The sequence below is a fragment of the Rhizobium lentis genome, assembly GCF_014200175.1.
Lineage (GTDB): Bacteria > Pseudomonadota > Alphaproteobacteria > Rhizobiales > Rhizobiaceae > Rhizobium > Rhizobium mulingense.
The window spans coordinates 651037-674616 of the sequence record NZ_JACHBD010000001.1; the positions used below are offsets into that span (position 1 = coordinate 651037).

19 protein-coding genes and 1 pseudogene are annotated in these 23580 nt (G+C 61.8%); 8 read left to right on the forward strand and 12 right to left on the reverse strand.

Annotated elements, in window-relative coordinates; all coding sequences use genetic code 11:
* Nucleotides 1–29 precede the first annotated feature (29 nt).
* From GGI60_RS03185 to GGI60_RS03195, 3 genes are all read left to right on the forward strand, one after another.
* Nucleotides 30–827, forward strand: a complete 798-nt coding sequence (locus GGI60_RS03185; RefSeq protein ID WP_183912651.1) for a GH25 family lysozyme — start codon at nucleotides 30–32, stop codon at nucleotides 825–827.
* An 81-nt stretch (nucleotides 828–908) separates the two neighbouring features.
* Nucleotides 909–2132 (forward strand): lytic murein transglycosylase, encoded by a 1224-nt coding sequence (locus GGI60_RS03190; RefSeq protein ID WP_183912650.1) that lies wholly within the window; start codon nucleotides 909–911, stop codon nucleotides 2130–2132.
* A gap of 138 nt (nucleotides 2133–2270) precedes the next feature.
* Nucleotides 2271–3176: a DMT family transporter gene (locus tag GGI60_RS03195; RefSeq protein WP_183912649.1), complete on the forward strand. Its 906-nt coding sequence runs from the start codon at nucleotides 2271–2273 to the stop codon at nucleotides 3174–3176.
* Nucleotides 3177–3631: 455 nt separating this feature from the next.
* On the opposite strand, the gene metF is transcribed toward GGI60_RS03195, so the two are convergent.
* The 4 genes and pseudogenes from metF to GGI60_RS03215 form a co-directional block, all read right to left on the reverse strand.
* Nucleotides 3632–4534 (reverse strand): methylenetetrahydrofolate reductase [NAD(P)H], encoded by a 903-nt coding sequence (gene metF, locus GGI60_RS03200; RefSeq protein WP_183912648.1) that lies wholly within the window; start codon nucleotides 4532–4534, stop codon nucleotides 3632–3634.
* A gap of 1 nt (nucleotide 4535) precedes the next feature.
* Nucleotides 4536–5561, reverse strand: coding sequence for an ArsR/SmtB family transcription factor (locus GGI60_RS03205; RefSeq protein WP_183912647.1), 1026 nt, complete (start codon nucleotides 5559–5561; stop codon nucleotides 4536–4538).
* Between the two features lie 211 nt (nucleotides 5562–5772).
* Nucleotides 5773–7422 (reverse strand): energy-dependent translational throttle protein EttA, encoded by a 1650-nt coding sequence (gene ettA, locus GGI60_RS03210; RefSeq protein WP_183912646.1) that lies wholly within the window; start codon nucleotides 7420–7422, stop codon nucleotides 5773–5775.
* A gap of 98 nt (nucleotides 7423–7520) precedes the next feature.
* A pseudogene (locus GGI60_RS03215) lies at nucleotides 7521–8261 on the reverse strand (ribonuclease T2 family protein).
* 224 nt (nucleotides 8262–8485) lie between these two features.
* Here GGI60_RS03215 and GGI60_RS03220 point away from each other — a divergent pair.
* From GGI60_RS03220 to GGI60_RS03235, 4 genes are read left to right on the forward strand one after another with little or no spacing between them, the layout of a single operon-like run.
* Nucleotides 8486–9436 carry an alpha/beta fold hydrolase gene (locus GGI60_RS03220; RefSeq protein WP_183912645.1) on the forward strand — a complete coding sequence of 317 codons (951 nt, stop codon included), beginning with the start codon at nucleotides 8486–8488 and terminating at the stop codon, nucleotides 9434–9436.
* Between the two features lie 13 nt (nucleotides 9437–9449).
* A complete protein-coding gene (locus GGI60_RS03225; RefSeq protein ID WP_183912643.1) occupies nucleotides 9450–10406 on the forward strand; it encodes a DMT family transporter in 957 nt (318 codons plus the stop codon).
* A gap of 16 nt (nucleotides 10407–10422) precedes the next feature.
* Complete coding sequence (locus GGI60_RS03230; protein WP_183912641.1) at nucleotides 10423–11625, forward strand: CaiB/BaiF CoA transferase family protein; 1203 nt, start codon at nucleotides 10423–10425, stop codon at nucleotides 11623–11625.
* Nucleotides 11622–13280, forward strand: a complete 1659-nt coding sequence (locus GGI60_RS03235) for a thiamine pyrophosphate-binding protein (protein WP_183912639.1) — start codon at nucleotides 11622–11624, stop codon at nucleotides 13278–13280. Before GGI60_RS03230 ends, GGI60_RS03235 begins: the two co-directional genes overlap by 4 nt.
* 65 nt (nucleotides 13281–13345) lie before the next feature.
* On the opposite strand, the gene GGI60_RS03240 is transcribed toward GGI60_RS03235, so the two are convergent.
* The 3 genes from GGI60_RS03240 to GGI60_RS03250 all read right to left on the reverse strand — a co-directional run bounded on the left by GGI60_RS03240 (nucleotide 13346) and on the right by GGI60_RS03250 (nucleotide 15014).
* Nucleotides 13346–13690: a RidA family protein gene (locus GGI60_RS03240; protein WP_088939601.1), complete on the reverse strand. Its 345-nt coding sequence runs from the start codon at nucleotides 13688–13690 to the stop codon at nucleotides 13346–13348.
* Between the two features lie 74 nt (nucleotides 13691–13764).
* Entirely contained in the window at nucleotides 13765–14103 is a 339-nt protein-coding gene (locus tag GGI60_RS03245) for a TIGR01244 family sulfur transferase (RefSeq protein ID WP_183912637.1), read from the reverse strand.
* 71 nt (nucleotides 14104–14174) lie between these two features.
* Entirely contained in the window at nucleotides 14175–15014 is an 840-nt protein-coding gene (locus GGI60_RS03250; protein ID WP_183912635.1) for a DUF4432 family protein, read from the reverse strand.
* Nucleotides 15015–15271: 257 nt separating this feature from the next.
* Here GGI60_RS03250 and GGI60_RS03255 point away from each other — a divergent pair, with 257 nt between their 5' ends.
* Nucleotides 15272–16672, forward strand: coding sequence for a L,D-transpeptidase (locus tag GGI60_RS03255; RefSeq protein WP_183912633.1), 1401 nt, complete (start codon nucleotides 15272–15274; stop codon nucleotides 16670–16672).
* Between the two features lie 72 nt (nucleotides 16673–16744).
* Here the strand turns inward: GGI60_RS03255 and GGI60_RS03260 are convergent, their stop codons facing one another.
* The 5 genes from GGI60_RS03260 to GGI60_RS03280 form a co-directional block, all read right to left on the reverse strand.
* Nucleotides 16745–17443, reverse strand: coding sequence for a ParA family protein (locus GGI60_RS03260; protein WP_183912631.1), 699 nt, complete (start codon nucleotides 17441–17443; stop codon nucleotides 16745–16747).
* 230 nt (nucleotides 17444–17673) lie between these two features.
* On the reverse strand, nucleotides 17674–18828 hold the full coding sequence (locus GGI60_RS03265) for an iron-containing alcohol dehydrogenase (RefSeq protein ID WP_183912629.1): 1155 nt from the start codon (nucleotides 18826–18828) through the stop codon (nucleotides 17674–17676).
* On the reverse strand, nucleotides 18825–20210 hold the full coding sequence (locus GGI60_RS03270; protein WP_183912627.1) for an aldehyde dehydrogenase family protein: 1386 nt from the start codon (nucleotides 20208–20210) through the stop codon (nucleotides 18825–18827). The genes GGI60_RS03265 and GGI60_RS03270 overlap by 4 nt, the downstream gene beginning before the upstream one ends.
* 201 nt (nucleotides 20211–20411) lie before the next feature.
* Nucleotides 20412–21779 (reverse strand): glutamine synthetase family protein, encoded by a 1368-nt coding sequence (locus tag GGI60_RS03275; RefSeq protein WP_183912625.1) that lies wholly within the window; start codon nucleotides 21777–21779, stop codon nucleotides 20412–20414.
* A 146-nt stretch (nucleotides 21780–21925) separates the two neighbouring features.
* Nucleotides 21926–23482, reverse strand: a complete 1557-nt coding sequence (locus GGI60_RS03280) for an amino acid permease (protein ID WP_183912624.1) — start codon at nucleotides 23480–23482, stop codon at nucleotides 21926–21928.
* Between the last annotated feature and the right edge of the window lie 98 nt (nucleotides 23483–23580).

Genomic DNA, 23580 nt, shown 5'->3' on the forward strand with positions numbered 1-23580 from the left:
GAGATCATTCGGTTCACGACGGGATACCCATGCGCCGGCTTTTGTTTTGCGTTGTGCCCCTGGCCATCCTCCTGGCGGGCTGCTCCTCTTCCGGCCACGACTATCTTGAAACCGCTTCAATCAAGCCGAAGACGCGCTTCCAGGACACCGATCCGCAGGATTTTGGCCCTAAGCATCCACAGCAGAACGCGATCCACGGCATCGACATTTCCAAATGGCAGGGCGATATCGACTGGGCGACGGTGAAGAATTCCGGCGTCGCCTTTGCCTTCATCAAGGCGACGGAGGGCAAGGACAGGGTCGATCCCCGATTCGACGAATACTGGCGCGAAGCCCGCAATGCCGGCATTCCGCATGCCCCCTATCATTTCTACTATTTCTGCTCTTCGGCCGATGAGCAGGCCGACTGGTTCATCCGCAACGTGCCGAAGGAGGCCATGCGGCTGCCGCCGGTGCTCGACGTCGAATGGAACGCCGAATCGAAGACCTGCCGCTACCGCCCCGACGCGGAAACCGTGCGCGCCGAAATGCAGCGCTTCATGGACCGGCTGGAGGCCTATTACGGCAAGCGCCCAATCATCTACACCTCGGTCGATTTCCACCGCGAGAATCTTGCCGGCTATTTCCAGGATTATCATTTCTGGGTCCGATCGGTGGCGAAACATCCCGAGGTGACCTATTCCGACCGCCGCTGGGCCTTCTGGCAATATACCTCGACCGGCGTCATTCCCGGCATCAAGGGACCGACCGACATCAACGTCTTTGCCGGCAGCGCAAAGAACTGGAACAATTGGGTCGCCGCCGTTTCCAAGGATAGAAATTCTTAGTAACGTCTTTCAATGTTTCTTGCTTCCGTCACATTCCTCTGGGAAAGCGGCGGACATCCATTTGCTATAAGGACCGCATTCATGCACCGCTCGCTCACAAGCCGCTCTGCACTCGCCCTCCTGTTTGCCCTTACTTTTGCCGGCGGCGCGGCCGCCCAGCAGGCGCCTGCTGCCTCCACCCCCTCGGCAGCGCCCTGCGGCGGCGATCTGTCCACCTTCCTTGAGGGCGTCAAGACCGATGCGATTGCCGCCGGCGCCAGCGCCGCGGCCGCTGACGAGGCGCTTGCCGGCGCCGAGATTGATCCCAAAGTGCTCAGCCGGGATCGCGCCCAGGGCGTCTTCAAGCAGACCTTCCTCGAATTCTCCCAGCGCACCGTCAGCCAGGCCCGCCTCGACATCGGCCGCCAGAAGATGAAGCAATATGCCGACGTCTTTGCCCGGGCCGAGCAGGAATTCGGCGTTCCCGCAGGCGTCATCACCGCCTTCTGGGCTATGGAGACCGATTTCGGCGCAGTCCAGGGCGATTTCAATACCCGCAACGCGCTGGTGACGCTGTCACACGATTGCCGTCGCCCGGAGCTCTTCCGCCCGCAGCTGATCGCTCTCATCGAGATGGTCCAGCACGGCGACCTCGATCCCGCCACCAACACCGGCGCCTGGGCTGGCGAGATCGGCCAGGTGCAGATGCTGCCGCGCGACATCATCGCCTACGGCATGGATGGCGACGGCGACGGCCATATCCGCCTGAAGCAGAGCAGCCCGGACGCCATCCTGACGGCGGCGAAATTCATCGAGCATCTCGGCTTCGAGCGCGGCCAGCCCTGGCTGCAGGAAGTCACCGTGCCCGATAACCTGCCCTGGGAGAAGTCCGGCCTCGGCGGCACGATGAAGGCCGGCGAATGGTTCGCGCTCGGCGTCAAGCCGCGCGACGGCAACACCGGCTTCGGTGATCTCGAAGGCGACCTCATCCTGCCGCAGGGCCGCATGGGACCGGCCTTCATCGCCTATCCGAATTTCAAGATCTATCTCGAATGGAACAAGTCGTTCATCTACACGACGTCGGCCGCCTATTTCGCGACCCGGCTCTCCGGCGCCCCGACCTATCTCAAGGGCACGCCTGAACAGGGTCTTGCCAGTGACCAGATGAAGACGCTGCAGACCAAGCTCCAGTCACTCGGGCACGATGTCGGCGAGATCGACGGCATCCTCGGCTCCGGCACGCGTATCGCAATCCAGAAGGAACAGCAGCGCCTCGGCATACCGGCCGACGGCTGGGCAACGCCGGCGCTTCTCAACGCTCTCTGATCGCCGCTGCCGCTCCGCCGCTCGCTTCGCAAGAAACGGGTGGCGTCACGCGCCGTCGGCGTTAAAGCTGATGATGAGGATCCGCGATCGAGTTTCGACGCGACGGCGGCGACGCGGCTCGGGATGGAGGAAGGCGGCATGGACAACAGAATGAATGCCTGGACCTGGAGCCTGCTGCTCCTGCTCGGTCTCATCTGGGGCGGCTCTTTCTTCTTTGCCAGCATCGCCGTCCAGCATGTCCCGCCATTGACCCTCGTCTTCCTCCGTCTGCTGCTGGCCGCGATTGCGCTGCACATCTACATCGCCAGTCGTTTCGGCATCTATCCGATCCTGAAGGCCCGCTGGCGCGAATTCCTGATCCTCGGCCTTATCAACAATGCCCTGCCGCACGCTCTGATCTTCTTCGGCCAGACCCGCATCGGCGCCGGACTTGCGGCGATCCTGAACGCGACGACGCCGATTTGGACCGTGTTGATCGCCAACTACGTCACATCAGACGAGAAGCTGACATCTGCCAAGATTGCCGGCTGCCTCGTCGGCCTGGCCGGAACGATCGTGCTGATCAGCCCCAGCCTGTCGGCCAGTGGCGAAGCGCCGCTCTGGGCGCTGCTGCTTCCAGTACTTGCCGCCGTCTCCTATGGGCTTGCAGCCACCTACGGCAAGCGGTTCAAGAATATTCCGGCCCCTGTCACCGCAGCCGGCCAGCTGACGGCGTCCTCGTTGATCACTTTGCCGTTGTCGCTCTTGGCCGATCGCCCCTGGACACTCCCCATGCCGTTGCTCAATATCGTCGTCGCCGTGCTGGCGCTGGCGCTGGTATCGACCGCCTTCGCCTATATTCTCTATTTCCGGATCATGGCGGCGGCCGGCGCCACCAACGCCTCGCTCGTCACGCTGCTGGTGCCGCCGAGCGCAATCCTTCTCGGCGTGCTTTTCCTCGGCGAGCGGCTCACACTTGCCGAATTCGCCGGGATGGCGCTGATCGGTTTCGGCCTCGTCATTCTCGATGGCCGTGCTTATCGCCTTTTGGCCAGGGCAGCGTGAAGAATGGTTGCAAATCCCGCGTGATTTCAACCGCTTGGCTGCGCGCCATGTTTCAGGCGCATAGGTAAATCGGCATTCGCCCGATTTAACCACATGTTAAATTCTGTGAATAAGATTTTGTGGCAAATAGGCCTTGAACTTCAACAGTTTGCGGATTCACTGTTCGATTTAGCCACCGCCTCGTTCTGCGGTGCAGCATAGATTCCGCTTCCCAACCGACACATTTCCGACATATTATTGGCAGGTTAACGCGAGGAGACAGACATGGGACTCACGCAATCCTTGAATGTTCTGTTGGTCAGTGCAGCGTTTGTCTTCGTCCTGTCCATGCTCTTTATCTGAGCTGGCCGGCGGGGTTGACGACTGGTAGTACCTGAACTCCCCTGATCAATCCGCCAATGAAAAAGCGCATGTCCCGCCCGACATGCGCTTTTCACTTTGATGGACGCGGAAAATCAGGCAGCTGCGCCGGCGTTTTTTGCCGCCCGGCGGGAGAGGCCGAGATTGTCGAGCACGGCGGAAACCAGCGGCGAACGGTTCATCGTATAGAGATGGAAATCGCGGATGCCGCGCCGGACGAGATCTTCGATCTGCTCGGCGGCGACATCGGCTGCCACCTTCGCCCGCTCTTCGGGTTTGTCGTCAAAGCCCGCAAAACGCTCGTCGAGGAAGCCGGGGATGATCGCGCCGCAGGCGCCGGCGAAACGCTTGAGCTGCGTCAGGTTCTGGATCGGCATGATGCCCGGTATGATCGGGATCGAGATGCCGGCCCGGCGCACCCGCTCCAGGTAACGCTCGAAATTGTCGTTGTCGAAGAAGAACTGCGTCAGCGCGCGGTCGGCGCCGTTGTCGGCCTTACGTTTCAGCATGTCGATATCGGCGGCTGTATCGCGGCTCTCCGGATGCTTTTCCGGATAGGCGGAGACTGAGATTTCGAAATCGCCAATCGCCTTGAGGCCGGCCACGAGCTCGGCCGCATTCGCGTAACCGCCCGGATGCGGCTGGTAGGGCGCGCCGGCGCCGCCCGGCGCATCGCCGCGCAGCGCCACGAAATGCGTCACGCCGACCTTGCGGAAGGTCTCGATCATCTGATGCGTCTCTTCCTTCGTCGCACCGACGCAGGTCAGGTGCGAAGCGGTTGCAAGCGGCGTCTGCGACAGGAAACGCGTGACGGCGGTCAGCGTCGGCGCCTTGGTGGTGCCGCCGGCGCCATAAGTCACCGAGACGAAATCCGGATCCCAGTCCTGCAGCTCGCTGACGGTATTCCAGAGCTGGCCTTCCATCTCTTCCGATTTCGGCGGGAAGAATTCGAAGGAGATCCCGATGTCGCGCGCCTGCGCTTCGTTTTTCAAAGCCATGTCATACTCTCCCGGCAAATGTAGGTTCGGCGCCTTCGCTCGTCTGCGAAGCCATGAGGCGCCTCGGATCGCGCGCGAGCCAGACGGTGACCGTCAGCCCCTGCCCGCTCTGCTGACCCGGATGAAGATCGACGACCTGCTCGACATCGAGCCCGGCCTTGCGCAGCCAGTCGGACATCGTCTGGTGCGAAAAGCCGAGACGCACATGCGCATGCTCGTCGCGGAGATATTCGAGCGTATGCGGTGCAAGGTCGATGACCACAAGCCGGCCGCCCGGCCGCAGCATGCGCGCCGCTTCGGTGATGGCAATCTCCGGCTGATCGAAGAAATGCAGTACCTGATGGATCGTCACCAGGTCGAAATCCTGTCCCTCGAACGGCAGGTTCAGAATATCGGCGTGGCGCACAGTGGCTTTGGTGATGCGGGACTTGTCGAGATTGGCGCGCGCCACGCTCAGCATGTCGCGGCTGGCGTCGACGCCGATCGCCCGGCGGTAGAGCCCGGACAGAAGTTCGAGGATGCGGCCTGTGCCGGTGCCGAGATCGAGCAGCGAATCGATCGGCTGGCTGCCGAGCAGCCGAATGACCGCCGCATCGACTTCCTCGTCGGCCGCATGCAGGCGGCGAAGCTCGTCCCATTCTGCCGCGTTGCGGCTGAAATAGGCCTGTGCCCGCTCGGCCCGTTGGCGTTTGACCGCCGACAGCCGCTCGCCGTCGCGCAGGACGGTTGGATCGTTCTCAGAGACATGCTTCAGCAGCGCTCGCACGAGCATTGCCGCCTTGCCGTCCTGCTTGAGGCGGAAATAGGCCCAGGCGCCCTCCTGGTAGCGTTCTATCAGCTCGGCTTCGCCGAGCAGCTTCAGATGGCGGGAGATACGCGGCTGGGACTGGCCGAGAATTTCGGTCAGATCGGTCACCGTCAGATCGCCGGCGTCGAGAAGCGCCAGAAGACGCAGGCGCGTCGGTTCGCCGGCCGCCTTCAATACGTCCACCAGGCCATCCAGTCCAAGCTTCAGGGGTTCACTCATCACTCGCCCAATCAACATATAAAGATATCTTTATGTGATTTGAAAAGCGGTGGCAAGCGTCAATTCGCACTCTCCGCGAAATTGCCTGCTCAAATTGCGACAGAGCCTGATACGAAGAAGCCCCAGCCGAATGAACTGACCCCCGAAAGTTGGACATCAACCTTCGGGGGTCAGTTCAGAACCGGGGCTTTCGCAATCGAAAAAGGGACGATCAGCGCGTCAGACGCTTATGGGCCTGGCTGCCGGGGTTGAGGGCGTCCGGGCCGAGGCGGCGGACCTTATCCTCTTCATAATCCTCGAAGTTGCCTTCGAACCATTCGACATGGCCTTCGCCTTCGAAAGCGAGAATGTGCGTCGCCAGACGGTCGAGGAACATGCGGTCGTGGCTGATGATGATGGCGCAGCCGGCAAAATTCTCCAGCGCGTTTTCAAGCGCGCCCAGCGTTTCCGTGTCGAGGTCGTTGGTCGGTTCGTCGAGCAGCAGGACATTGCCGCCCGCCTTCAGCATCTTGGCGAGATGAACGCGGTTGCGCTGACCGCCAGAGAGATTGCCGACCTTCTGCTGCTGATCGCCGCCCTTGAAGTTGAAGGCGCCGCAATAGGCACGAGAGTTCATGTCGAACTTGCCGAGCTTGATGATTTCGGCGCCGCCGGAGATTTCCTCCCAGACCGTCTTGTCGCCGGCAAGCGCGTCACGGCTCTGGTCGACATAGCCGAGATGCACGGTCTCGCCGATGCGGATCGTACCGCTGTCCGGCTTTTCCTGGCCGGTGATCATCTTGAACAGCGTCGTCTTGCCGGCGCCGTTCGGGCCGATGACGCCGACGATGCCGCCCGGCGGCAGCTTGATCGACAGGTCGTTGATCAGCGTGCGGCCCTCGAAGCCCTTGGTGATGCCTTCCATCTCGATGACCACCTGGCCGAGCCGTTCGCTGACCGGGATGATGATCTGCGCGTCGCCGGGACGCTGCTTCTCGGCGGCATCCACCAGCTGCTCGTAAGACTTGATGCGGGCCTTCGACTTGGCCTGGCGGGCCTTAGGGCTGGAGGCGATCCATTCCCGTTCGCGGCTGATCGCCTTCTGACGCGAGGCCTCCTCGCGACCCTCCTGCTCCATGCGCTTGGCCTTCGCCAGCAGATAGGCCGAATAGTTGCCTTCGTAGGGGATGCCGCGGCCGCGGTCGAGTTCGAGGATCCATCCGGTGACGTTGTCGAGGAAGTAGCGATCATGGGTGATCATCATCACCGCGCCGGGATAGTCGCGCAGATGCTTTTCGAGCCAGGCGATGGTTTCGGCGTCGAGATGGTTGGTCGGTTCGTCGAGCAACAGCAGATCCGGCTGCGAAAGCAGCAGGCGGCAGAGCGCGATGCGGCGGCGTTCACCACCAGACAGGCTGGTGACATCGGCGTCGCGCGGCGGGCAGCGCAGCGCTTCCATCGCCATCTCGACCTGGCTTTCCAGGTCCCAGAGGTTCTGGCTATCGATGATGTCCTGCAGCTTGGCGCCCTCTTCCGCGGTCTCGTCGGAATAGTTCATCATCAATTCGTTATAGCGATCGAGGATCGCCGTCTTCGAGGCAACGCCTTCCATGACGTTTTCGAACACCGTCTTGTTCGGGTCGAGACGCGGTTCCTGCTCGAGATAGCCGACCGTGGCACCCTCGGCCAGCCAGGCTTCGCCGGTATACTCCTTGTCCTGGCCGGCAATGATGCGCAACACAGTGGATTTACCGGCGCCGTTCGGCCCGAGGATGCCGATCTTGGCATCCGGGTAGAAGGAAAGGTGGATGTTCTCCAGGATCTTCTTGTTGCCATAGGCCTTGTTGAGGCCGGACATATGATAGATGAATTGACGTGCCATGCTGCGCTGCTCCGGGCGGGAAACTTCGTTTCGTGCCGCTATGTAGGCGAAACAGCGCCTGTGGGCAACGCCGAAACCCGGTTTAGGCCGGATTCCGGTCAGAAGCCCGCCGCATCGACGACACCTTCATCGCAGCCGAAAGAGGTTTTTCCCGCCCCCTGGATCAGATCGCCGAGGCTGGCGCCTTTCGCCGACGCCGATCCGGCAGCCTCCGAAAGCCCGATCGTCAGGCCGCTGATCATCTTGACATTGCCGGCCCGCCGGCAGCTCATCTTGACGCGGTCGCCGGCGCCCTGCCCGAAGCTCTTGTCGAAAGCCGCCTTGATCGCCTCGGCCTTGACCGGTTTGCCGATATTAGCAGCGAAAAGCTCGCGCACCGCCGACGCGTTGAGCCCACCCAAGAGATGCACGCCGACGCCAAAATAATCCTCGGCGCTCATTTTCGTGCAGGTGCCATGCTTCGTCCATTCATGCCGTTCCAGGCCGGATTGCGTGCCTGGCATCGCCTTTAGCAGCGCCGCCTGTGTCTCAGCCGAAAGCGTGACCTGAGGCAAGCTAGCCCATTTGCCGTCCTTGTCAGCGGCCTTCTGATCGTCGCTGACGCCGCAATAGTTCTGCCGCATCGGCTAAAGCCCGTGCAGCGAGAAGTTGGTAGCGTCATGGCGTTCGCCGGTCTGGCTTGCGCATTCGGCCTTCTTCTGGTTCGTCTGGCAGAAGGCGGGCTGCCAGCTCGCCGCCAGAATGAAACGGGTGCGCCCGTCGGCCTCCTGCGCCATGGAGGCGCCAGCAAGGGCCATGGATACGGCGAATGTCAAGGAACGCAACTGCATGCTGCTCATTTCAACCCCCATAGAAGAACAATGCGGGAACAGATAAGCACAAAGAGTAAACGGCCGCAACCCTGAATCGCAATACTCCTGTAATTTGTTATCGGTTGTTTCAAAGGCTTTAAAGCCACACCAAGGGACGCTCTGTCACTTTGAGTTGAAGCATAATACCTCAAATCGATTTCGCTTTGCGGAATTATGCGGTAGCGATCTGCTGTGCGGCTGGGAGAATCCGGATGTTTTCTGAAACGCAATGGCTCTCCGTGCCGGGAGCATCGCTGGCCTATCACCATGCCGAGGCCACCGGTCTCGCATGCGGCATTCTGTTGATATCGCACGGCCTGGCGGAGCACTCGAAGCGGTATCGCCGCTTTGCCGAGGCGATGGCGGCGCGTGGCTATCACGTCTATGCCCATGATCACCGCGGCCATGGCGAGACGACGGCGCCCGACGCTCCGATCGGCCGCTTCGCACGGCGGGACGGCGTCGAACGGGTGATCGGCGACATCATCGCCATGCGCACTCATGCAACCTCGCGCCATCCCGGCCTGAAGGTGATCCTCTTCGGCCATTCGATGGGCGGCCTCATCGCGCTCAATGCCGCCGTCGCCGCACCGGCCGAATTCGATGCGGTCGCCGTCTGGAATGCCAATTTCGCCGTCGGTCTTGCCGGCCGCGCCGCCCAGGCGATCCTCATCGGCGAACGGATGCTGAAAGGTTCGGACGTGCCGAGCGGTCTCCTGCCGAAACTCACCTTCGCCGCCTGGGGCCGGTCCATTGCCGACCGCCGCACGGAATTCGACTGGCTTTCGCATATTCCCGACGAAGTCGACAAATATGTCGCCGATCCTCTTTGCGGCTTCGACGCCTCGGTTTCACTCTGGCTCGATGTCTTCGAACTGACCTTCCGAGCACCGCAAAAGGTCCATCTCGACAGGCTGCGGCGCGACCTGCCGATCCATCTGATCGGCGGCGCAGAAGATCCGGCGACCGAGCGTGGAAAAGCCGTGCTGTGGCTCTCAAACCATTTGAAACGTCAGGGCTTCTCCCGTATCAGCACGAAGATATATCAGGACATGCGGCACGAAACGCTGAATGACATCGGCGCAGAGGCAGCCGTTGCCGCCTTCGCGGACTGGTGCGATGGCGCGGTCGCCAAGAGCGGGAACGGCCAAAATCCCCGATGACGAGAATTCCACCATGAGCAGCACCTCCACCCGGCCCGTTTCATCCCCCTCCGACGTGACGATGGGGCTTGCGCTGATGTTTCTTTCGGTGATGTTCTCGCCGCTCATCGATATCTTCGCCAAGCTTGCCGTGGTCACCGTGCCCTCCGCCGAGGTCACCGCCGGCCGCTTTGCGGTGCAGGCGCTCTGCATGCTGCCGATCGTCATCTGGAGGCGCAGCTTTGCCGATTTTTCCTGGCGCCAGAGCCTGTTCCACGCCATCCGCGGCGTGATCATCACCATTTCGATGATTTCCTTCGTCACCACGCTGAAATACATGGCGGTAGCCGACGCGATCGCGATCTTCTTCGTCGAGCCGATCATTGTGACGATCCTCGGCGGCATTTTCTTGAAGGAAACGATCGGCTGGCGGCGTTACACCGCTTGCGGCGTCGGCTTCTTCGGGGCGATGCTGATCATTCAGCCCAGTTTCAACGAAGTCGGCTATGTCGCGCTCCTGCCCGTCCTCACCGCCTTCTGCATCGCCATTTTCGTTCTGATGACCCGCGTCCTGTCCCACAAGGAAGATCCTTGGGCGATGCAGTTCCAGATGGGTATCTGGGGCCTGATTTTCTGCGCCGTCCTGCTTTTTGCCGGCGATGGCAGCGGCTCGGATGTCTTCGATCCCGTCATGCCCCAAGGCAACGCCTGGTTCTATGTCGCCGGCGTCGGCGCCATGGCCGCGATAGCCGGCATCTTCGGCGTCTACGCCTATCGCGCCGCACCGGCGTCGACGCTGGCGCCGCTGCAATATTTCGAGATCGTCTCGGCCACGATCTTCGCCTGGCTTGTTTTCGGCGACTTTCCGGGTGCGATCAAATGGCTCGGCATCATGATCATCATCGCCTCCGGCATCTACATCCTGTGGCGCGAGCGCCGCTTTGCTTCCAAACCCGTATCCGATACATCTGAGGCGACGCTGGCGCCGTAGATTGCCTGGGAGGACCATGACCGAGAGCCTGACGAAAAAACCGCCGCTTGCCGGAATCCGGGTGATCGAGCTCGCCCGCGTACTGGCCGGCCCTTGGGCGGGACAGATGCTCGCTGATCTCGGCGCCGATGTCATCAAGGTCGAAAATCCCGACGGCGGAGACGATACGCGCCAATGGGGCCCGCCCTTTGTCGAAGGTGCCGACGGCGAAAATCTCTCGGCCGCCTATTACCACGCCGCCAATCGCGGCAAACGCTCCATTGCCGCAGACCTGAAAAGCCCCGAAGGCCAGGATCTCGTCCGCCGCCTGGTATCCACTGCCGACGTGGTGATCGAGAACTTCAAGCTCGGCGGTCTCGTCAAATACGGGCTCGATTACGAGAGCCTGCGCGGATTGAACCCGAAGCTCGTCTATTGCTCGATTACCGGCTTCGGCCAGACCGGCCCCTATGCAAGCCGCGCCGGCTACGATTACATCGTTCAGGGCATGTCCGGCTTCATGTCGATCACCGGCGAGCCGAACGGCCAGCCGATGAAGGCCGGGGTGGCGATCGCCGATATCTTCACCGGCATCTATGCCGTCTCGGCAATCGAGGCCGCCCTGATCCATGCCTTGAACACCGGCGAGGGTCAGCTCGTCGACATGGCGCTGCTCGATGTGCAATCGGCCGTGCTCGCCAATCAGAACATGAACTACCTCGTCTCCGGCGCTGCACCGACCCGGCTCGGCAACGCCCATCCGAATATCTCGCCCTATGAGGTCGTGCCGGCGGCCGATGGCTACCTCATTCTTGCCGTCGGCAATGACGGCCAGTTCGCTCGCCTCTGCACCATTCTCGGCCTAGAGACGATCGCCGGCGACGACCGCTTCGCCACCAACAAGGCCCGGGTCGGCAATCGGGCCGAGCTGCGCCGGCTCGTTTCGACCGAGACGCTGAAATGGCAGAAGGCGGGCCTGTTGAAGGCCTGCGAAGAGAACGGCGTACCTGCCGGCGCGATCAATACGATCGAGGAGATGTTCGCCGATCCGCAGGTACGCGCCCGCGGTCTGCGCATCGACCTTGCCGATGCCGCCGGCACGCTCATCCCCGGGGTCAGGACGCCAGTGGTGCTGTCCGAGACGCCGCTGCATTACGTCCGGCCGAGCCCGCGCCTCGACGAACACAGGGAAGAAATTCTGGCGGAGCTCGCCGAGCGCGAGAGGGAGGCATCGTCATGAAGAAGACCGGTGGAGAACTGATCGTCGAGGCGCTGAAGGCCAATGGCGTCAAACGCCTCTCCTGCGTGCCCGGCGAGAGTTTCCTCGCCGTTCTCGATGCCCTGCGTGACAGCGATATCGATGTCCTCGTCTGCCGCCAGGAGGGCGGAGCGGCGATGATGGCGGATTGCTGGGGCAGGCTGACCGGTGAACCCGGTATCTGCATGGTCACCCGCGGCCCCGGCGCCACCAATGCTTCCGCCGGCCTGCATATATCAAGACAGGATTCGATCCCGATGATCCTCTTCATCGGCCAGGTGCAACGCGAAGCCCGCGAGCGCGAAGCCTTCCAGGAAGTCGAATTCCGCCGCGCCTTCACCGAATTCGCCAAATGGGTGGGTGAGATCGACGATGCCGCCCGCATTCCCGAGTTCGTCACCCGCGCCTTTGCGATCGCAACCTCCGGCCGCCCCGGTCCCGTCGTGTTGACGCTGCCGGAGGATATGCTGCGCGACGAAGTCGAGGCGCCCCGCCCCAAGCGTTACGTCAGCGTCGAGGCGCATCCCGGCCGCAGCCAGATCGACGATCTCTATGTCAGACTGCTGAAGGCCGAGCGGCCGATGGTGATCCTCGGCGGCACGCGCTGGGATGCCGATGCCGTCGCCGATTTTGCAGGCTTTGCCAAGCGTTTTCAGCTTCCTGTCGGCTGCTCGTTCCGCCGGCAGATGCTGTTCGATCATCTCCATCCCTGTTACGCCGGCGATGTCGGCATCGGCATCAACCCTGTCCTCGCCAAGGAAATAAGGGAAAGCGACCTGCTGATCCTTCTTGGCGGCCGCATGTCGGAAATGCCGTCCTCGTCCTATACGCTGATCGATATCCCCTACCCCCAGCAATCGCTGGTGCATGTCTATCCCGATCCTTCCGAACTGGGACGCGTCTACCGCCCGGATCTCGCCATCTGCGCCGCTCCTTCCGATTTCGTCGCCGCACTCGCCGATCTCGAAGCACCGGCCGAGCCGCACTGGGCGGAGCGCACACAGCGCCTGCACCAGGCCTATCTTTCCTGGTCGAAGCCGCCTACGACAGGTCCGGGCGCCGTCCATATGGGCCTGATCATGGAATGGCTGGAAGCCAATACCGGGCCAGAGACGATCTTCACCAATGGCGCCGGTAACTACGCCACCTGGCTGCACCGCTTCCATCGTTTCCGTCGTTTCAACACCCAGGCCGCTCCCACCTCGGGCTCGATGGGCTACGGCCTGCCGGCGGCGGTGGCCGCCAAGCGGCTCTTTCCCGAGCGCGAGGTGATCTGCTTTGCCGGCGACGGCTGTTTCCTGATGCATGGCCAGGAATTCGCCACCGCCATCCGCTACGGCCTGCCGATCATCGCAATCGTCGTCAACAACGGCATGTACGGCACCATCCGCATGCATCAGGAACGCGAATATCCCGGCCGCGTCAGCAGCACCGATCTGACCAATCCCGATTTCGCCGCCCTTGCCCGCGCCTATGGCGGCCATGGCGAGTCGGTGGAGCGTACGGAGGAATTCGCCACAGCCTTCCAGCGGGCGCGCGATAGCGGCAAGCCGGCGATCATCGAGGTCAAACTCGATCCCGAGGCGATCACGCCGACCCGCACGCTCTCGGAAATCGCGCAAACAAAAAGCCGGTAGGCGGGTGACCGACCCCATTCGGGTTGGTCACGCACTTACCGGCTTTCACACATCCTGCGGCGACCTTAGTCGATCGCGGCCGTGACGATGAACTCGACTTTGTATTTCGGCGCAGCGAGCTTGGCTTCGCTGGTGGCACGGGCCGGCGGATTGGCCGGATCGATCCAGGCTTCCCAGGCGGCGTTCATCTCCGCGAAATAAGCAATGTCGGAGAGATAGACGAGGGTCTGGAGGATCTTCGACTTGTTGCTGCCTGATGCAGCCAGCAGGCGATCGACTTCGGCAAGCGCGGATTTGCACTGATCGGTGACGCTTTCGCCCTCGCCGACCTGGCCTGCGAGATAAACCGTGTTACCGTGAATGACGGCGCCGCTCATGCGCGCGCCGACGTCGATACGCTTAATGCTCATCATAGTCTCCTAAGTGAATGGAAGGTGACGGCGCTGCGGTGCAGCGCCGGAAAATCGGCAGGCCGGACCGGGGCCTAGCTGCGGATATGGTGGGTCTTCTGATAGATCGCCGTCGAGCGGGCGCCGGAGCGGCAATAGCCGAGCATCGGCCGGGGGAATTCATCGAGCGCGTCGACCATGCCCTGCACCGCCTCCTCGGTTACGCCCATCGGTCCAACCGGCACATGGGTGATCTCGAGGCCGAGTTCTCGCGCGCGCGCCTCGATGACTGAGAACGAGGTCTGATCCGGGCTCTCATGGTCGGGGCGGTGGCAGACGATCGATTTGAACCCCAGCGCCTTGATCTCGTCGATATCCTCGAGCGTGATCTGCCCCGAAACCGAATATTCATCGTCGATCTGGCGAATATCCATCGTGCTGTCTCCTCATAAATCCTGGGCTGAAGGTCTACGCCGGAGGCCGGCGAGCGTCAACAAGACTTCACTCACAGGAAGGCGAAGGTCAGCACGTAGCTACGGCGTTCGCCGGGCGCCAGCATATTGAATTCGCCGGCCGCCTCGAGCTCGTCACGCAACACCCAGCGATGCGAGACCGGCTCTATTCCGATGATATGGGCCGGCGCCTTCTGGTTCCGCCAGACCTGCAGATAGGGCAGCGTATCGGTACGGAAACGCACACTCAGTGTCCTGTCGCCGATCGCGGCGATCGGTCCGAGACGGACTTCCGCCAGGCCCGCCTCCGTCGCCGGCGCCGACACGCAGAAGATACCGCCCGGCTCGTCGCCGAATGCCCAGGGGAAACCGCCATTTTCCAGCATTCGCCCTTCGAGCCGCGTGCCCGCGTCCAGCCATCTGCCGCCGGTGTTGATGTGATACATCAGGAAGGTCGGCACCGTCCGGTCGCTGATATTGACGACCCGGTCCTCGAGCCGCACTTCGCCGGTTGCCCCGTCGATCCGCCATAGCCGTTCGATGCGCTGCGGCAGTCCCTCGACGGTTACAATATCGATATCGGCGCGGCATTCGGCATTGCCGTTTTCGTATTTCGTCCACAGCACCTTGGCCGGATGGCCGGAGGCCGATCCGTGCAGCGGATAGACCTTGCCGTCGGCCCGATCGGCAATCGGCTGGCGATGGCGGATATGATCCGGCCCGCAGGTGAAGAGGAAGCCTTCGAGCGAGTGATCGATTCGCGGATCGCCGTCATCGGGAATAGCGCGCTTCGGCGCGATGTCGACGCCTTCGACGATGCATCCTGCGATATCCAGCACCGATGTTTCATCGAGCATCAAACGTGGCCCGCTTGCGGCGGCAAATTCGATCATCTTGGGGTCTCCTCAGGGATTTATCGGCCGCCGTAGGGTTAGGTTTCGCACCACCATTCGTCAATCCGCGCCGTTTCCATCTTGTGTTTTTGCCGCAACCATGGATTTTGCGGAACTGACGCAGAGACGCAAACGTTTATGAGTAAAAGGAAATCTTAGTGATTTTCATATTTTGTTCAGCACGGCTTCATAAATTCCACACTAGCGTCAAAATTCGCGGGTGTGTGTCGGCCCAGTCACTGTTCGAGGTGTGAGACGTGAATCGCTTTTTGAAATCGGCATTTTCGCTTGCGGCCGTGCTGGCAGCCTTTGCCGTTACAGCGCCTGAGGCAGGCGCACAGCAGTTCCGCGACCGCCGCCAGAGCGATATCGTGCTGGTCACGCCGAACGGCGAAATCCTCGATTATGTCCCCCCCGGCTTTGCCTATGCCCGCGATCGCAGCGGCAACCGTGTGTTGATCGACGCCTACGGCAACGTCGTCGCCACCGAGATGCGCGCCCGCGGCTACTATCCGCCCCGGCCCGGCCCGCGCGAGGTCTATGCCGACCAGGGTGGCAACGATCCCTATTATGCCGATGACAACCCCTATGGCGACACACGTTATTCCGAGCGCGGCGCCGTCACCGGCGGTATCCCGCGCGATGCAGCGATCGAGCGTCTGCCGCTCGGCGAGGAGCCCTATCCGGACGACAACAGTATCGGCAATCCGCAATCGGGAGACGATTACGCCTCGATCGATCCCGATCAGCAGATCCCGCCCGCCGATGCGCCGAAGTCCGCGCCTGACGAGCCCGTGATCACGCTGAAGAACAAGTCGAAGCCCGAGATCGTCGCGCTGCAGGTCTTCCTCGACCGCGCCGGCATTTCTCCCGGCGTCATCGATGGGCATATGGGCTCGAACGTCACCAAGGGCATTTATGCTTACAACCAGATGACGGGGTCAAAACTCGACCCCAACGACACCGATGCGATTCTCGAAGAGCTGCGCATGAACGGCGGTCTGCCCGTTGTCAGCTATACGATCACGCCGGCCGATGCCGCTGGTCCCTTCGTCGCGGAGATTCCGGAAGATTATTCGCATAAGGCGCTGCTGCCGTCGCTCGCCTATACCTCGATTACGGAAATGCTGGCCGAGCGTTTCCATATGGACGAGGCCTTCCTCAAGGAGATGAACCCCGGCGCCGATTTCAGCGTTCCCGGCACGGTGATCAAGGTCGTCAATCCCGGCGAAGCGAAGACCGGGGAGGTCGCCCGCATCATCGCCGACAAGGGGCGCAAACAGGTTTTCGCCTATGACGGCGCCGGCAATCTCATCGCAGCCTACCCGGCTTCGATCGGCTCAACCGACACCCCTTCGCCGTCCGGTACGGTGACGGTCGAGCGCGTCGCGTTCAATCCGGGTTACACCTATAACCCGAAGATCAACTTTCAGCAGGGTGCCAACGACAAGATCCTCAACATTCCGCCCGGCCCGAACGGCCCGGTCGGCACCGTCTGGATGGCGCTTTCCAAGCCGACCTACGGCATCCACGGCACGCCCGAGCCCTCCAAGATCGGCCGCACCCAGAGCCACGGCTGCATCCGCCTGACCAACTGGGACGCGACAGAGCTGGCCAAGATGGTCAAGCCGGGCGTGACGGTCGAATTCGTCGACTGAACCACAGTGCAGCCATATGAAAAGGCCGTCGGATCGCTCCGGCGGCCTTTTTCGTTTCATCACAGGGGATAGTCAGGCGGCCGTCGCCATGCGGGCCGAGGCCGTCAGCCGGACCGGCAGTTTGCGCATCATTTCCTCGGCAAAACAGGTTGCGTTCTCACGCGCCTTGTCGAGATTGCTGACGCGCGCCGGGTCGATCGTGTGCAGCGTGCCGCCGCAGTCGAAGATGTCGCGGAAGGCCGAGCGTTCTATGATCGCGGTGTCGAGCACCGGCACGTGCCGCTCGCTGAGCAGCGACTTGACGAGTTGCAGCGCCCGGGTTGTCACCATCGAATTGACGCGGGTCAGCACCACCGAATGGCCGATCTTGATGCCTGCCTTCTCATCCAGGTACTGGAGCAGTTCAAGCACCTGCGCGCCGCCGCGCGCATCCATCGCACAGCCCTGGATCGGGATCAGTACGTGGTCGGAAAGGCCGACGGCGGTGGCGAGCAGCGGATTGCGCGCACCCGGCAGGTCGACGATGAAGTAGTCGGTATTGTGCTTGTTCTCGCTGATATGCTGAGGCAGTGAGGCGGTGGTCACGAAATCGATCACCGAAACATTCGGCACGTGACCTGAGATCTCGTGCCACCGCGAAATCCAGTGCTGCGGGTCGGCGTCGAGAATGGTGACTCGGAAATCCTTGCGGGCAAGCTCGGTCGCGAGCAGCAGAACAGCGGTCGTCTTGCCGGCGCCGCCCTTGGTATTTGCGAATGTGATGACAGGCATGTTCGGTCCTCGGAAGGAAATGGTGCGAGCCGGAATTGCTCTTTTACGCACCATCGGAGCATCGTGCGGTTAATCCATCCTTTCTAATCATGGTTAACAAATTCCAAACACACGCGGCGAAATTGCAGCCGGTATTTTTCACATCCCTAAAGTTCAGGATCTTCCCAAAACTGAAAAAGCCCGGAAGGCTAAAGCTCTCCGGGCTAATCTGCGGGACAGCTACTCTGATCTCAGAAGCAGTCCCTAAACAGCGCCTTGGTATTTTCGAGCGTCATGGCCACCGGGTTGCCACCCGCGCTCGGATCCTCGATCGCCATGGCCGACAATTCGTCAATGCGGTCGGGGGCGATTCCCATCGCCGTCAGCGTCTCCGGCACGCCGAGTTCGGCGCGAAGCTTCAGCACATAATCGTAGAAGCCGTCGAAACCACCTGAAATGCCGAGATAGGCGGCGGCGCGGCCGATCTTCTCCTCGATCGCCTTGCGGTTGAAGCGCAGCACCGCCGGCATGACAACCGCATTGGTCATGCCGTGATGGGTGTTGTAGACGGCGCCGATCGGGTGTGACAGCGCATGGATGGCACCGAGCCCCTTCTGGAAGGCGACCGCGCCCATGGCGGCGGCGGCCATCATATTGGCCCGGGCTTCGATATCCGTGCCTTCCCTGTAAGCGCGCGGCAGGAATTCCTTGACGAGCCGCATGCCTTCGAGCGCGATGCCAGCCGACATCGGGTGATAGAAGGGCGACGAATAGGCCTCCAGGCAATGGGCGAAAGCGTCCATGCCGGTGCCGGCCGTGATGATCTTCGGCATGCCGACCGTCAATTCCGGATCGGAGATCACAACGCCGGGCAGGAACTTCGGATGAAAGATAATCTTCTTCACGTGCGTGACGGAGTTGGTGATGACGCTGGCGCGGCCGACTTCCGATCCGGTCCCGGCCGTCGTCGGCACCGCGACGATCGGCGCAATGCCCTCGAGGCTCGCCCGCGTCCACCAGTCGCCGATATCCTCGAAGTCCCAGACCGGCCGGGTCTGCCCGGCCATGAAGGCGACGCACTTGCCGAGGTCGAGGCCCGAGCCGCCGCCGAAGGCGACGACTCCGTCATGGCCGCCATCCTTGAAGGCCTTGACGCCGGCTTCGAGGTTCTTCTCGTTCGGGTTCGGATCGACATCGGCGAAGATCGCCCGGCCGAGTCCGGCATCTTCGAGGATGTCGAGTGCGTTCTTGGTAATCGCCATCGAAGCGAGACCGCGATCGGTGATCAGCAGCGGCTTTTTGATGCCGAGGCTCTTGCAGGCGTCGGCCAGTTCGCTGATGCGGCCCCGGCCGAGCTTGACGGACGTGGGATAGCTCCAATTTGCGGTGATGTTGCTGCTGCTCATGCTGTGACTTTCTTCAGGTGGAAGGATTTCGGACGGGTCAGATTCTGGAAGCCGATGATCGACAGCGAGCCACCCCGGCCGGTTTCCTTGACTCCGGTCCAGCAAAGCGCCGGATCGAGGTAGTCCGCGCGGTTCATGAAAACGGTGCCGGTTTCGATCTCGCGGCCGAGACGCCCTGCGCGCTCGGCATCTTTGGTCCAGAGCGAGGCCGTCAGCCCGTATTGGCTGTCGTTCATCAAGGCGAGTGCTTCCTCGTCGCTCTTCACCTTCATAATGCCGACCGCCGGGCCGAAGGTCTCTTCGCGCATGAAGCCCATGGAATGGTCGACATCGACGAGAATCTGAGGTGCAAGGTAGGCGCCGCCGTCATCCTCAGGGAAAAGCTTCGGATCGACCAGCGCCTTCGCACCCTTGGAAACTGCATCGGCGATCTGCTCGCGCACCACCTTGGCGAAGCGCTTGTTCGCCATCGGCCCCAGCGACGTCTCGGGATCGAGCGGATTGCCGAGCTTGTAGTTCGACACCCAGGCAACCGACTTCTCGACGAAGGCATCGTAGAGGGATTCGTGCACATAGATGCGTTCGATGCCGCAGCAGCACTGGCCGGAATTGTAGGTGGCGCCGTCCATCAGTGTATCGACGGCCGCCTCGAGATCGGCGTCCTCCATGACGTAACCGGGATCCTTGCCGCCGAGTTCGAGGCCAAGACCGGTGAAGGTACCGGCAGCCGCCCGCTCCATCGACCGCCCGCCTTCGACCGATCCGGTGAAGTTGACAAAATTGAAGCTGCCGGCGGCAATCAGCGCCGAGGTCGTTTCGTGATCCAGGAAGACGTTCTGGAACACGTCCTCGGGAACGCCGGCCTCGACAAAGGCCTGCACCAGCCGCTCGCCGACGAGCAGCGTCTGCGAGGCATGTTTCAGCACCACCGTATTGCCGGCCATCAGCGCCGGCGCGATCGTGTTGATCGCCGTCATATAGGGATAGTTCCACGGCGCGACGACGAAGACGACGCCATGCGCTTCACGCTCGATGCGACGCTCGAAACGATTGCTCTCCTCGACCACCAGCGGTGCCAGCGCATCGGCCGCAATCGAGGCGACATAGTTGGAACGCTCGTTGAAGCCCTTGTATTCGCCGCCGTACTTGACCGGCCGGCCCATCTGCCAGGCAAGTTCCGGCACGACGGTGTCGGACATCTCGTTCAACCGCGCGGCGCCCTTCAGCACCAGCTGCACACGCTCTTCGAGCGGTCGCTTCGCCCAGGCTTTCTGCGCCTTGCGGGCTCGCGCCACCACATCCTTGGCGGCATCGAGCGAAAGCGCCGGACGCTCCGCGTAAACCGATCCATCGACCGGTGAAATACATTGGATCATTGCCATGATCGATTTCCGTCCTCGTATTGATCAAAAATTCCGTCGAGGGCCATAGCCCCTCATCCGCCTGCCGGCACCTTTTCAGCCCTTGCGGGTCGAAGGGGGATGGCCGCTACCTCTCCATGCTCAGCCCACCTCTCCGATGGCACGTCCCCTCTCCCCGCAAGCGGGGAGTTAGGGTGAGGGGCAGCTAGCCGCAATCTCGTACTAGGCTCTTTCGAACCCGCGCGCCACTTCCCAATCGGTGATGCGGCGGTCGTATTCTTCCTGCTCCCACTCGGCGGCACGGGTGTAATGGTCGATCACATCGTCGCCGAAGGATTTGCGCAGCATCGCCGATTCCGTCATCGCCGTCGTCGCCGCGCGCAGCGTGCGCGGGATTTCGCGAATATCCTTGCCGCCATAGGCGTCGCCGACGAAGGGCGCTTCCAGCTCCATCTTGTTCTCGATCCCATCGATGCCGGCGGCAAGCAGCGCGGCGAAGGCGAGGTAGGGGTTGAGATCGGAGCCGCCGACGCGGCATTCGATGCGGATGCCCTTGGTTTCCTCGCCGCAGAGGCGGTAGCCGGCAGTGCGGTTGTCCTTGCTCCAGATCGCCTTGGTCGGCGCAAAGGTGCCGGCCATGAAGCGCTTGTAGGAATTGATGTAGGGCGCCAGGAAATAGGTGATCTCGCTTGCATGGGCGAGAAGCCCGGCAACGTAATTATGCATCAGCGGCGACATGCCGTATTTGCCGGTATGGTCGAAGAAAAGCGGCTTTTCCTCCAGGCTCCAGAGCGACTGGTGGATATGCGAGGAACTGCCGGCGGCGTTGTAATTCCACTTCGCAAGGAAGGTGATGGCCTTGCCTTTCGACCAGGCGATCTCCTTGCAGCCGTTCTTGATGATCGCATGCCGGTCGGCCATGGCGAGCGCATCGGCATAGCGCACGTTGATCTCCTCCTGGCCGGCGGAAGCCTCGCCCTTGGAGTTCTCGACCGGAATGCCCGCACCCTGCAGCCCGGTGCGGATCGCCCGCATCACCTCTTCCTCCTTGGTGGTCTGGAAGATGTGATAGTCCTCGTTATAGGCGCTGGCGAGCTTGAGGTTGCGGTAGCCCGCCGTATGCGCCGCCTCGTAGCTTTGGTCGAACAGGAAGAATTCGAGCTCGGAGGCCATGTAGGCCTTCATGCCCATGTCCTCGAGGCGTTTCACCTGCTTCTTCAGGATCGCCCGCGGCGAATGGGCGACTTCCTCATGCGTGTGATGGTCGAGCACATCGCAGAGCACCAGCGCAGTTCCGTCAAGCCAGGGGATGCGCCGCAAGGTCGAAAGATCCGGCCTCATCGTATAGTCGCCGTAACCCTTTTCCCAACTCGTCGCCTTGTAGCCCGAGACGGTCTCCATCTCCATGTCGGTGGCGATCAGATAGTTGCAGCTGTGCGTCTCCTTCCAGGCACTCTCGACGAAATATTCCGCCTGGAAACGCTTGCCCATCAGCCGGCCCTGCATGTCCACCTGGCAGGCGAGAACCGTATCGATGCGCCCTTCGGCAACATCCGTCCTGAGATCGTCGATTGTGTAGCTGCTGCTCATGTTTGATCCGCCTGACATTGGAATTGAGAAGGTCGGGGCGACGAAAGAGCATGCGCTCGGCCGGATGGCGAGCCTGATGCCTTTTCGTCGAACCGGTGGCGGGGCCGCAGGAGCGGCCCCGCCATTCGAGAGGGAAGTGTCGACGCCTAGTTTTCGCCGCTTTCGCCGACAGCCGCTTCGGCCGCCGCGATCACGGCTTGGCGCTTTGCCACTTCAGCACCGATCGGCGGCCCCTTGAAACGGCGGCTTTCGAAGCCGAACCAGACGATCGCCGTGACCACGAGGAAACCGACGGTGATATAGAGCGCCCACTCGTTCGGCGGCTGGATGCCGAGAACGAAGATCAGGATCATCGCGATGACGCTGAGCACTGCGAAGAGCTTGAACATGCCTTCGCCGAGATTCCACGGTCCCATCTTGTCCCACTTCGCTGTCCCCCAGGCGAACAGACCGAGCGTGATCGGAATCGCGAAGGAGAAGAACAGGAAGATGACCGTGCACGAGACGACGATTGTATAGACCGGCGTATCACCGATCGACACCAGCGATGAGCCCCAGACGAACAGGACCGACAAGATCGAACCGGTCCAGATCGCGGCGACCGGCGTGCGGTACTGTGGGCTGACTTTCGACAGCGCCTTCGACGCCGGCAGGCCGCCGTCACGCGAGAAGGCGAAGATCATGCGGGAAACCGAAGTGACGGTCGCAAGGCCGCACAGCCACTGGCTGATGAGGATCGCGAGATAGAGGATGTCCTTGACGACAGGATTGACCTGGCTGTCCATTGCCCAGAAGAACACGTTCCAGCCCTGTTTTGCTGCGTCGTCCATATTCGGCAGCATGAGGACGAAGGCGCACAGCATGATATAGCCGAACAGCGCCGACCACAGCACCGAGGACACCATGCCGCGCGGCACCGATTCTGCGGCTTTGACCGTCTCCTCTGAGGTATGGGCCGAGGCGTCATAACCGGTGATGGTGTAGATCGGCAGCAGCAGTCCGAGCAGGAAGACCCAGGCGCCCGAGGTGGAGGGCCAGACGTTGCCGCCGACCTCGCCGGAATAGTTGGCGAAGGTAAAAAGGCGGCCGATCTCGTATGAGGGCGCCGCAATGAGGCAGACGGCCGCCAGGGCGATCGACGTCGCAAAGATCAGATAACCGGAAAAGTCGGTCAGCTTCGCGGTCAGTCCGATGCCCATGTGGTTCACGAGCGCTTGAGCGCCGGTGATGATCACCAGGAAGACGATGCGTACCGTCGTCGTGTCGGTCAGCCCGAGATAGCTGGTGCCGAACGCGCCCATGAAGAAATAATAGGTGCCGACATTGATGGCGCCGAGCACGGTGACGAGACCGAGTAGGTTGAACCAGGCGGTCAACCAGCCGGTGAAGCGGTTGCCGAGGATTGAACCCCAGTGATAGAGCCCGCCGGCCGTCGGATAGGCCGAGCTGATCTGCGCCATGGCGATGGCGAAGACGAGCGAGATGAAGCATCCCACAGGCCAGCCGATACCGATCGCCGCTCCACCGGCGCCCGAAGTCGCCTGCGCCAGCGAGTTGATGCCGCCGGAGAGAATGCAGATGATGGAGAATGATACGGCGAAATTCGAGAACGAGCTCATTCGCCGTTCGAGTTCCTGGGCATAGCCCATCGAATGCAGGATGTGCACATCCTGCTTCTTGTCCAGTTCGGTATAGTCCGACATGACTTCCCCCTGTTCACGACCGGCCGCGGAATTGCGGGCCGGTCCAGTGCCAATTGCCCGCGGCATTTTTGCCATGCGGACGTCCGCAGTTAAACTGC

Coding starts and splice junctions, on each gene's coding strand:
- GGI60_RS03185 (WP_183912651.1), top strand. CDS start 30: ATGCGCCGGCTTTTGTTTTGCGTTGTGCCCCTGGCCATCCTCCTGGCG.
- GGI60_RS03190 (WP_183912650.1), top strand. CDS start 909: ATGCACCGCTCGCTCACAAGCCGCTCTGCACTCGCCCTCCTGTTTGCC.
- GGI60_RS03195 (WP_183912649.1), top strand. CDS start 2,271: ATGGACAACAGAATGAATGCCTGGACCTGGAGCCTGCTGCTCCTGCTC.
- metF (WP_183912648.1), bottom strand. CDS start 4,534: ATGGCTTTGAAAAACGAAGCGCAGGCGCGCGACATCGGGATCTCCTTC.
- GGI60_RS03205 (WP_183912647.1), bottom strand. CDS start 5,561: ATGAGTGAACCCCTGAAGCTTGGACTGGATGGCCTGGTGGACGTATTG.
- ettA (WP_183912646.1), bottom strand. CDS start 7,422: ATGGCACGTCAATTCATCTATCATATGTCCGGCCTCAACAAGGCCTAT.
- GGI60_RS03220 (WP_183912645.1), top strand. CDS start 8,486: ATGTTTTCTGAAACGCAATGGCTCTCCGTGCCGGGAGCATCGCTGGCC.
- GGI60_RS03225 (WP_183912643.1), top strand. CDS start 9,450: ATGAGCAGCACCTCCACCCGGCCCGTTTCATCCCCCTCCGACGTGACG.
- GGI60_RS03230 (WP_183912641.1), top strand. CDS start 10,423: ATGACCGAGAGCCTGACGAAAAAACCGCCGCTTGCCGGAATCCGGGTG.
- GGI60_RS03235 (WP_183912639.1), top strand. CDS start 11,622: ATGAAGAAGACCGGTGGAGAACTGATCGTCGAGGCGCTGAAGGCCAAT.
- GGI60_RS03240 (WP_088939601.1), bottom strand. CDS start 13,690: ATGAGCATTAAGCGTATCGACGTCGGCGCGCGCATGAGCGGCGCCGTC.
- GGI60_RS03245 (WP_183912637.1), bottom strand. CDS start 14,103: ATGGATATTCGCCAGATCGACGATGAATATTCGGTTTCGGGGCAGATC.
- GGI60_RS03250 (WP_183912635.1), bottom strand. CDS start 15,014: ATGATCGAATTTGCCGCCGCAAGCGGGCCACGTTTGATGCTCGATGAA.
- GGI60_RS03260 (WP_183912631.1), bottom strand. CDS start 17,443: ATGCCTGTCATCACATTCGCAAATACCAAGGGCGGCGCCGGCAAGACG.
- GGI60_RS03265 (WP_183912629.1), bottom strand. CDS start 18,828: ATGAGCAGCAGCAACATCACCGCAAATTGGAGCTATCCCACGTCCGTC.
- GGI60_RS03270 (WP_183912627.1), bottom strand. CDS start 20,210: ATGGCAATGATCCAATGTATTTCACCGGTCGATGGATCGGTTTACGCG.
- GGI60_RS03275 (WP_183912625.1), bottom strand. CDS start 21,779: ATGAGCAGCAGCTACACAATCGACGATCTCAGGACGGATGTTGCCGAA.
- GGI60_RS03280 (WP_183912624.1), bottom strand. CDS start 23,482: ATGTCGGACTATACCGAACTGGACAAGAAGCAGGATGTGCACATCCTG.